At 46.9% G+C, this 6,491-nt stretch carries 6 protein-coding genes and 2 pseudogenes; 4 read left to right on the forward strand and 4 right to left on the reverse strand.

Annotated elements, in window-relative coordinates; all coding sequences use genetic code 11:
* Positions 1 to 230: 230 nt before the first annotated feature.
* On the reverse strand, positions 231 to 1,301 hold the full coding sequence (gene cobT, locus IM496_RS17170; protein WP_194017019.1) for a nicotinate mononucleotide-dependent phosphoribosyltransferase CobT: 1,071 nt from the start codon (positions 1,299 to 1,301) through the stop codon (positions 231 to 233).
* Positions 1,302 to 1,512: 211 nt separating this feature from the next.
* On the opposite strand from cobT, the gene IM496_RS17175 reads away from it, so the two are divergent.
* The 4 genes from IM496_RS17175 to IM496_RS17190 all read left to right on the forward strand — a co-directional run bounded on the left by IM496_RS17175 (position 1,513) and on the right by IM496_RS17190 (position 5,308).
* The gene (locus IM496_RS17175) at positions 1,513 to 2,391 is read left to right on the forward strand and encodes an ABC transporter permease (protein WP_147071942.1); all 879 of its coding nucleotides are present in this window, start codon (positions 1,513 to 1,515) and stop codon (positions 2,389 to 2,391) included.
* Between the two features lie 45 nt (positions 2,392 to 2,436).
* Complete coding sequence (locus IM496_RS17180; RefSeq protein ID WP_008203477.1) at positions 2,437 to 2,799, forward strand: thioredoxin family protein; 363 nt, start codon at positions 2,437 to 2,439, stop codon at positions 2,797 to 2,799.
* Positions 2,800 to 2,815: 16 nt separating this feature from the next.
* Positions 2,816 to 4,012 carry an LL-diaminopimelate aminotransferase gene (locus IM496_RS17185; protein ID WP_287662688.1) on the forward strand — a complete coding sequence of 399 codons (1,197 nt, stop codon included), beginning with the start codon at positions 2,816 to 2,818 and terminating at the stop codon, positions 4,010 to 4,012.
* 204 nt (positions 4,013 to 4,216) lie between these two features.
* On the forward strand, positions 4,217 to 5,308 hold the full coding sequence (locus tag IM496_RS17190; protein WP_287662689.1) for a 6-bladed beta-propeller: 1,092 nt from the start codon (positions 4,217 to 4,219) through the stop codon (positions 5,306 to 5,308).
* Between the two features lie 64 nt (positions 5,309 to 5,372).
* Here IM496_RS17190 and IM496_RS17195 read toward each other — a convergent pair whose 3' ends face one another.
* The 3 genes and pseudogenes from IM496_RS17195 to IM496_RS17205 all read right to left on the reverse strand — a co-directional run.
* Complete coding sequence (locus IM496_RS17195) at positions 5,373 to 6,215, reverse strand: Rpn family recombination-promoting nuclease/putative transposase (protein WP_287662690.1); 843 nt, start codon at positions 6,213 to 6,215, stop codon at positions 5,373 to 5,375.
* A pseudogene (locus tag IM496_RS17200) lies at positions 6,208 to 6,354 on the reverse strand (Rpn/YhgA-type helix-turn-helix domain-containing protein); the annotation flags it as partial. The gene IM496_RS17195 and the pseudogene IM496_RS17200, both read right to left, overlap by 8 nt.
* A gap of 11 nt (positions 6,355 to 6,365) precedes the next feature.
* Positions 6,366 to 6,491, reverse strand: a pseudogene (locus tag IM496_RS17205) (IS630-like element ISMae27 family transposase); the annotation flags it as partial.

Genomic DNA, 6,491 nt, shown 5'->3' on the forward strand with positions numbered 1-6,491 from the left:
CTCTTAGGTTTGGTGGGCAAAATGTATTCTAAGATACATTCTTTCTGGCGAGCGAGTGGAAGGAACCACAAAGACACAAAGGACACAAAGATTGATCGATCCTCTGTAAGTTAAACTTATCACACAGAACCTAGAAGAGCCGATAAATAAAACTTTAGAGCTAGATAAAATTTAAAAAACTCACATCCGACGACCGACTCCCCCAAACGAAATCATTAAGACAAATGCTATCATTGAAACCCGATTAAATTTTCGATCGCTTTGACCAAATCTTGATTAGTCCAATTTTGGTACAGATAAGCGGCGATCGCACATCCCCCCGCACCGACTCCCTCTTTGACGAAACCCTGTTCATAAGCTTGCAAAACTGGGTATTTAGAGGCTGAAAAGTCTAATTGTGTGGCTAATAAAGGCACTTTTCCGATCATTCGGGCTAATCCCATCGTATCCCCCGTTTTATCTTCCGCTACCCAGCGAGTTGTGCCGACGATGATATTTTCCCAGTTAACCGGATAGGCATATTTGGTCACTAGAGCTTGAATTAGGGCAGAAACGGCTAACATTTGGGTTCCTCCAGCGAGGAGTACCCCACCCTGCCCACTGGCGGCCATGGCCATGCCAGCGACGAAAATCTGCTGAGGATCGCCTAGGGCGGCGATTACCTCAAAAGGATCAAAAATTTCTTTTTGGGCTAATCCCTGCTCAACTATTGCCCATTTATGAGCATGATTGCACTGGGGATGGCTACTGTTAACTTTGCCGTTGGCTCGATAACCCAATCCGGTGAGGATGGCGAGGGCGGTGGTGGTGCCACCGACCACACACTCGCCGATAATTAGATAACTAGACTCGCGGGCTAGTTTTTCTCCCCAAGCTAATCCTTGGGCGAACAGGTGTTTTACTATGTCGAAATCTAGGGCGCGGCCAGTGGAGAGACAACGGGCCGGTTGTCCCCCCAGTTCGATATAATCGACGGCCGGGGGCAAGGGTAAACCGGCGTTAAAAACGAGGACGGGAATGGCTAATTTTTCCACCACGGCGCGGGTAATATAGGCAGGGGAGGCTCCCACCGTTAGGGGGGGTAAGGGATAACGGGGATGGGGTGAAACTCCTTTAACGATAAATTCGGCATCGGCGATCGCTGTATATTTTCTATCTTCCGGGGTGGCGCCGGCGGTGGAGATTCCGGGGATTAATCCCGTCTCGGTAAACCCCAAAACTAGGGCAAATATCGGAGAAGATTTTTGATGGCGCTCTAACCAATTTTGCCCCCGTTCGATTTCCGTGTAAATTTTAATCATCTGTTGACTTGACTAGGGTTAGCTGAATAAATATAAAAACTTTGTTGGATAATGTCTTTAGGCTTTTTTGAGATCAAAAAGTGCGGGACCGATGATCGGGGGGAAAATTCAGGCACTTTTTCCCTGAAAATGGATAAAGGCCCACTTCCCACTTCATAATTGATAATTCATAATTCATAATCCATAATTTATAATTCAGCAAACCCTAATTATGTCTCCCCTGTCTTCTGCAATTATCGATACTTGGCGACGTTTTTACCGAGATCCCCTGGCAACAATAGGAGCGATCGCATTAATTATAATTATTCTTGCCGTCCTATTCGGTCCGATTTTTTATCGGGTCCCCATCGATACCATTGATTTTAGTCAAACCACTGCTCCCCCTAGTTTAAAACATCTTTTCGGCACTAATGATCTGGGCCAGGATCAATTGGCGAGGATTTTGGTGGGGGGTCGAATTTCCCTGGCGGTGGGGATTGCTGCTATGATAGTTGCGATTATTCTAGGGACAGCGATCGGGGCTATTTCCGGGTTTTACGGGGGCGCAATCGATGGCTTATTAATGCGATTAACGGATTTATTCCTATCTTTGCCCCAATTACCCCTACTTTTACTGATTGTCTATCTATTTCGCGATAGCATCAAAAAAATCGCCGGACCGGAAACGGGTATTTTTATCCTCGTGGTTTTAGTAATCGGGGGTTTAAATTGGATGTCGGTGGCGCGATTGGTGCGGGGAAATTTCTTAAAATTACGCGAGATGGAGTTTATTTCGGCTGCGATTGCTTTGGGGGCCACTCCTTTCCGTTTAATCTGGGTGCATTTATTACCTAACGTTTTGGGAATGATTATCGTGGCGGCCACTTTAGCCGTGGGTAATGCGATTATTACCGAGTCAACCCTGAGTTTTTTGGGTTTGGGTTTCCCCCCCGATGTGCCGACTTGGGGACAAATGTTATTTAAAGCTAAAGATTACTTGACAACTGCCCCCCATTTGGTCATTTTTCCCGCTCTGGCTATCGTGATCACGGTGTTAAGTATTAATTTTATCGGTGATGGTTTACGCGATGTCTTCGATCCTAATGTTTAAGGAATTGTGGAAGTGGATAATTGCCGAAAATTACCCAGAACCCCTATGATGATCAGTAACGATGGTGAGGAAATAAATACTGTGAGTAGCGTAACTGTCATTAGCGATCAGAAGTTTGACCAAGAGGTTTTTGAGGTCGAAAAACCCGTTTTAGTCTATTTTTGGGCAAGTTGGTGCGGTCCGTGCCGTCTGGTATCCCCCTCGATCGATTGGGTAGCCAACACCTACGGCGAACGACTAAAAGTAGTTAAACTAGAAGTGGACCCTAACCCCAACTCGGTGGCTAAATGTGATGTGAAAGGTGTTCCCGCTTTACGCATCTTTAAAGATAACGAAATTATTGCCACTCATGAAGGGGCGATCGGCAAACAACAATTACAATCTTTTATCGATACCTATGTCAGCTAATTAGGTATCTGTGGTTATGAATAACTTAACCCTAGCACACCGCTTACAGGCACTCCAATCCAACGTTTTTGCCGATATGGATCGGGCAAAAGCTGCCAGTAGAGAAGCGGGTAATGTCATTATCGATCTTTCGCTCGGTTCCTCCGATCTTGGTGCTGCTCCCCATGTTATCGATGCTATAGAGCGATCTCTCCACGATCCTCACACCCACGGCTATTTACTCCATAATGGTACGCGAGACTTCCGAATAACTGCCGCTAACTGGTATAGTGATCGCTTTGGTGTTCCCATCGATCCAGAAACGGAGGTTTTACCCCTAATCGGTTCTCAGGAAGGCACGGCCCATCTACCTTTGGCCCTTCTCAACCCCGGGGATTTTGCCCTGCTCCTCGATCCGGGTTATCCCTCCCATTTGGGCGGTGTTGCCCTTGCCGGCGGTCAAATGTACGGAATGCCAATTTTGTCAAAAAATGACTTTCTGCCAGTTTTAGAGGACATTCCTGAGGCAGTGCTGGCACAATCGAAGCTGATGGTCTTGAGTTATCCCCATAATCCCACCACAGCGATCGCACCTTTGGCATTTTTCCAAAAAGCGGTTGATTTTTGCCGTCAGCATAATTTAGTTTTAATCCACGATTTTCCCTATCTAGACATCTTTTTTGAGGGAACATCGCCCCCCCCGTCAATTTTACAGGCCGATCGAGCTAAAACTAATTCGATCGAGTTTTTTACCTTTTCTAAGTCCTATAATATGGGTGGTTTTCGCATCGGTTTCGCCATTGGCAACCCGCAGTTAATTATGGCTTTGCGACAGATTAAAGCTATGGTTGATTTTAATCAGTATTTGGGCATACTCAACGGTGCGATCGCTGCTTTAACCGGTAATCAAGATTCAGTCAAGGAAACCGTCGCTATCTTCCAAAAACGCCGGGATGTGTTTATTAATGCCCTAAATCGCATCGGTTGGCCGGTTCCCACTCCGGCCGCTACTATGTACGTTTGGGCGAAAATTCCCCCCAGTTGGCCGGGTAATTCCGTCGATTTTTGTCGGCAATTGGTGGCCCAAACCGGTGTCGCTGTTTCCCCCGGTTCCGGTTTTGGTAAGGGTGGTGAGGGTTATGTGCGTTTTGCCTTAGTTCACGATCCCGATATTCTAGAGGCTGCCGTGGAGAAAATTGGGGCTTTTTTGGGATCAAATCGATGCTTAACCTGAGTTTGACCTAAAGTGAAACCCTGATTTTACCCTGGGTTTCTGACTTTAATACTATCTTTCAACGGTCAAAACTGACAATTAAAAGTAGCTTTAGGGCGTAAAGAAGCGTAATTAGTGAATTTTTGCCCCAAAAATCTCACACCTTTGGAAAAAGTCCTTGACAATTGCTAGAGGAAGGGAGTAGGTTACAATCAGTTTAATCTTATGAAGTTTTATGTCATTAACCCAACTTATCAATCACGGGGGGGGGAGAAGCAGAGCTTATCAAAGGCTCGGCTGAAATCCTTTTCCCTAGCCACGGCCACTGCGATCGGATGTATTAGTATCGCCAGCAGTGCCACTGCAGCCAGTTTTTCTTTTTCTTTCGCTTTCGGTAGCTTCGGTTCGGGGAACGGTCAGTTCAGTTTCCCCATTGGTATCGCCGTCGGTAGCGGTGGTAATATCTATGTAGCCGATTCGAACAACAACCGCGTACAGGTATTCAACGACCGTGGTGTCTCCCAGTCCACTTTCGGTAGCTTCGGTTCGGGGAACGGTCAGTTCTTGGACCCCTCCGGTATCGCGGTCGATAGCGGTGGTAATATCCATGTAACCGATGCGGGAAACAACCGCGTACAGGTATTCAACTCTAGTGGTGTCTTCCAGTCCACTTTCGGTAGCTCCGGTTCGGGGAACGGTCAGTTTCAATCTCCCTACGGTATCGCGGTCGATAGCGGTGGTAATATCTATGTAACCGATATTTCCAACCATCGCGTACAGGTATTCGACCCCAGTGGTGTCTTCCAGTCCACTTTCGGTACCCCTGGTTCGGGGAACGGTCAGTTCTTGGACCCCACCGGTATCGCGGTCGATAGCGGTGGTAATATCTATGTAGCCGATACGAGCAGCAGTCGGGTACAGGTATTCAACCCCAGTGGTGTCTTCCAGTTCGCTTTCGGTAGCTTCGGTTCGGGGAACGGTCAGTTCTTTTTACCCTACGGTATCGCCGTCGGTAGCGGTGGTAATATCTATGTAGCCGATACGTTCAACAATCGCGTACAGGTATTCGACCCCAGTGGTGTCTTCCAGTCTACTTTCGGTAGCTTCGGTACGGGGAACGGTCAGTTCAATAACCCCACTGGTATCGCCGTCGGTAGCGGTGGTAATATCTATGTAACCGATGCGAGCAACCATCGCGTACAGGTGTTCAGTCCGACGAGTCAGCCGCCAGTGTCCACGCCCGAACCTTCTGGTATTATCGGATTAGGCATACTAGGTGGTGGTTTAGTGGTGCGTCGCCTCGCTAAACGGGGTTAATCGGTGTGGGGTGGGGAGATGAGCCGAAATTTCCCTAATTCCCCATCCTTTGCGGTAAAAAGCTTTAATTGTGCTGCTGTCTTTGTAATTCCTCGATCGCGTCGGGGGACAAATCGGTAAATCGGGCGATTTCTGGGATAGGAAAGCCAGCAGATAGCATTTTTAGGGCAATTTGTCGAGCTTTTTCTTCTTTGCCTTCCTCTTTGCCTTCCTCTCTGCCTTCCTCTCTGCCTTCCTCTCTGCCTTCCTCTCTGCCTTCCTCTCTGCCTTCCTCTCTGCCTTCCTCTAAAATATCTTGATAGATGACGGATTCTCTCATAATGTCACTCCGAAGGATTTTTTTAATCGTCTCTCGATTTAATACTAACCCGGCGAGAATACTGGTGGCGGCAGCGAGATTGCTTTGCACCTGTTTTTGGGAGATAGTTTCTAAAGAACGGGACACCTGACTTAACACCTGTTCGGGGTCATCGGTATTGCTGAGGACGGCAAAGGGTAATAAACCGGGATGATGGAAAAATTGCGGCGTATTTTCTTCCCAAAGACGGATGACTTGAAAAGAATGAAAGGTTTCCCCCAGACGGAAAGTATTTTCTTGTACTAGGGGGGAATCACTGCGTCGCAGATAAATTACCACTTGACGCATTGGTTTTTGGGGATGACGACGATAGACGCGAATGCGATAATCGAGCATTCGGAAAGGAATCTTGGAGTCGGGGTCGGTTTGAAATTCAGTATGGAGAATTAATTCCTCTGACTGCAAAAAAATCAGAGAATCGGCACGAATGGGGTCTAATTGTAATTCCGTCGGGTCGAGGACGGTTAAGGAGAGGGGAGAACCCAATAACCAAGTGGCTAGATCATCGGAGAAGTTTTCGGCGATAAATTTACAAATATTATCAAACATCGTGAGCGTTTTGTCTTTGTAATTGCTCGATAGTTGCGGGGGATAAATCGGTAAATCGGGCGATTTCTGGGACAGGAAAGCCAGCAGATAGCATTTTTAGCGCAATTTGTCGAGCTTTTTCGTCTTTGCCTTCCTCTTTATACCATTTTTCTAAATTCCTGACAGACATAGAGCTTCTAAAATCCAAGACCATCCCGTCAAATACCCGATCGTGTCATTGGATAGAGAATTTAAAAGATGGTAAAGTTTACTTCTTAAGTTATCAAGGGAGTTAAA

It is taken from the genome of Microcystis sp. M049S2 (genome assembly GCF_020245625.1).
In the GTDB taxonomy this organism is placed as follows: domain Bacteria; phylum Cyanobacteriota; class Cyanobacteriia; order Cyanobacteriales; family Microcystaceae; genus Microcystis; species Microcystis ichthyoblabe_A.